The following is a 3,041-nucleotide window of genomic DNA, read 5'->3' as shown; positions in this document are numbered from 1 at the left end:
TATTAGCTCAGCCCTGATCTGGCACTGTTACTGCGCGGAACTGAACTTAATCTGACAGGCAGCTCTGTGCCAGGAGCGGGCGTCCACTCTGGACTCCATTGCATGTGGAGAACAATCCAGATAGCCCACATTGAAAATCTATGGGAATTATTGGTCGGCATAAAATGTGTTATAGCTATTATGGATAAAATGGGAATAAAGTATTCTATTTTCAGTTTTACTTAAAATGAATTCAAACCAAGGGGTTTTACTGTGCATTGTTATGTCAGATGATTCCCCCTTTTTTATCTGGTATAATTTGTCGCATGCAATTTCCTATAGGTAATATCTTATGCAGATGACACAAGAAGAGTATGAAAATCTAACAAATAGTATAAGCAATGAAGAGGTTGCTGGAGTCATGTTTGATTCACTATTAAAAATTCACATGGAACTGGAGGGTGTTGTAGAACGAATGACAATACCAGATGAGTGGAAATATGGCCTGTTCAAATCATTCTTTAAACTTTACAATACCACGCTACGCCTATCAGAAAGTTCCAGTTACGTTTTTAGACCCGATGTAACGTATATAGATATTAAAGCCATTAATGTTCAGATAAGATCATGCCATGAATTGTATTTACTACTCCAATATATAACAACCAATACAATTAGTGATGGAAAATACGATGAAATACAATTCAAATATGAATGTTATCGACTTTCTGGCGCTTTAGACAGTAAGCGTACCTACGAGAAGATTAAGAAGGCACCCGGTTACATTGAACTGTATAAAAATCAAATAGATCATGTTCTTTCTGAGATTTCCGAATCGCGAGAATTTATTCGCAACAGCCCTGTTTATAAACTTTTAAAAAATGAAATCAAAAAATCTGTTTGTAATGGCAATTGGCGTATCTCTTCGGAGAAAAAACTAAGTTGGAATGATCTACTTGAGTATACGCCAATGCCTCGTGAATATGGTTCGTTTGAATATCATCTTCTCAGTATGTATGCTCACACAAGTCTTACAGCACTTAAATTAGAAGCCCAGCATGACTACAATATGATTGGTGCATTGTCACATCTCTATAAATTATCTGCTCTTGTGTTTAACAACATTGAATGCTTTTAATATAGATATTAGTCTTCTTACTAAAAGAGAGGTTGCATTAATTCTTGACTTAAGAAGCATGGGAAATAATGTTTTTTCTACTCAGAAAGAAACTTCTTAACAGAAGGGGTACCGCATCAATCTGCTTTTTGTAGTAGATTGATACGTCAAATTTAATAAATATATTTTTTTGTTGAACATGCACAGAATAATTTCTGTACAAAATGTCCGTTCCTCGCTCATAGCGGCCCAAGATCTTGCAAGGCAGCTTCGTGCCAAGAACGGAAGCTGGAGTACCAGAGGCCCTCTAAAAATTGATGGTTCTTTTTGCAGGGATGCTTACATCTCCTTTTCTGGTGTCTCACCCGTTCAATGTTGCGCTTTTAGGCAATATTGTGGATTACCGGCATTCTCCACAACCATCGGAGTTTAAAAAACCAGCCTTTTCAGAACATGCTTTTGCAATACCCAGTCAGGTACTGAGTTCGACGCCGTGATTGAATCTGACTTGACGCCCCTTGTGAATTTTACTGGGCGACCGATTGCAACATACCTAAGCATCATCACCAAATGACCAAGATATCTAAAGTGAAGGGCATCATTTGAACGGCAGCTGTGTGCCAGGAGCGGACGTTTATATAATATCGTATGTTACTAGCTAAAGCTTAACCTGTTTGCTTAAAATATTTATTCAACATTGTGCTATTTACACAAATTTTAGATTCGAATATGTTATAAATGCGATTAAGCCTAAAACAACACAGTGATATTTTTTTATTCTGAAGAGGATGAACATGGTCAATATATTTTTTCCTGAACGATTAGATAAAGATAGCCTCTATGGTTTTTTTGAAGAGTTAGATGCTAACTTAGATACGCCAGAGGTTTGCTTAGACTGCTCTACCTTAAGATATTCATTTCCTACAGGGATGCTAGTTGCTGGTTCAAAAATAAGAACTTGGGTTAGAGCGCGACATGGCAATAAATTAAGAACAGTAAAGGCAGGTGTTAATAGTGAGCATTCAGTTCATTCTTATTTATCGCATTTGGGGTTTTTTGACTATATATTAATGGGGGAGGGAAATGCCATAGGCGAAGCGTCAGGATCTTCAAGTTATTTACCTATTACTAGAATCGAAAAGCCAGTTTTTAACTCAAATACTCAGGATGTGCAGGAGTGGTATGAAGAAATTATGTCGGTTGTAAGAGGATTAGCACGAATTGTCTCTGGTACATCCTCAGACACAGAGGAAAATAGGCTATATAATTATGCATTGCGTGAAATAATTAGAAATGTATTTGAGCACTCAAGTGCATCTGAGTGTTATGTTTGTGGGCAGAGATGGTGGGATGGAAAGGTTGAGATTGCTGTAATTGACGAAGGTATTGGTATCGCAGAGTCGTTAAAAAAATCATATCACTTACAAACTGATGGAGAAGCATTACATTTAGCGATTAAACCTGGTGTTTCCAGTACATCAAATATTTCTCAAACGGAAAATATTTATGATAATTCCGGCTTTGGACTCTACGTGTTATCTCAACTTGCTTCAAGCTTTGGTTGGTATGTGCTCGGTAGTGGTTCTTCACGAATTGTTGGACATTCGCAAACTATAGTCGAAGAAGCGTTGAATTTTAATGGTACTTATTTTGGGATGAAACTATCTAATGCCCCTAAGCAATTTAGTGAAATTCTTGATGATATAATTGCCACGGGTGAAAAAGAAGCTGAAGCAAGTGGTATTAGTAAAAAAGCATCTGGGATGTCAAAGTTAAGTTAATATGCACACAGCGAAAATGATGATGTTTATCATAATCTATAAAATTTGCTAAATTGTTAGCTGTGATCTATAGGGGGTTACTTATTGATTACAGTTGTTTATTTCAATTCAATAACGAATATAAAAAGTCCGCTACTCGCTCTTGAGGGGCAACCATACCCCTC

At 36.9% G+C, this 3,041-nt stretch carries 2 protein-coding genes; both read left to right on the top strand.

The window, feature by feature from the left end; all coding sequences use genetic code 11:
• Positions 1-331: 331 nt before the first annotated feature.
• Positions 332-1,117 (top strand): DUF5677 domain-containing protein, encoded by a 786-nt coding sequence (locus DCH402_RS16510; RefSeq protein ID WP_040002300.1) that lies wholly within the window; start codon positions 332-334, stop codon positions 1,115-1,117.
• Positions 1,118-1,890: 773 nt separating this feature from the next.
• Entirely contained in the window at positions 1,891-2,877 is a 987-nt protein-coding gene (locus DCH402_RS21650) for an ATP-binding protein (protein ID WP_071604731.1), read from the top strand.
• Positions 2,878-3,041: the final 164 nt, after the last annotated feature.

The organism is Dickeya chrysanthemi NCPPB 402, from assembly GCF_000406105.1.
Lineage (GTDB): Bacteria > Pseudomonadota > Gammaproteobacteria > Enterobacterales > Enterobacteriaceae > Dickeya > Dickeya chrysanthemi.
The sequence above is the reverse complement of the archived record's forward strand: the minus strand, read 5'-3'. Positions and strand labels throughout refer to the sequence as shown.

Coding starts and splice junctions, on each gene's coding strand:
- DCH402_RS16510 (WP_040002300.1), top strand. CDS start 332: ATGCAGATGACACAAGAAGAGTATGAAAATCTAACAAATAGTATAAGC.
- DCH402_RS21650 (WP_071604731.1), top strand. CDS start 1,891: ATGGTCAATATATTTTTTCCTGAACGATTAGATAAAGATAGCCTCTAT.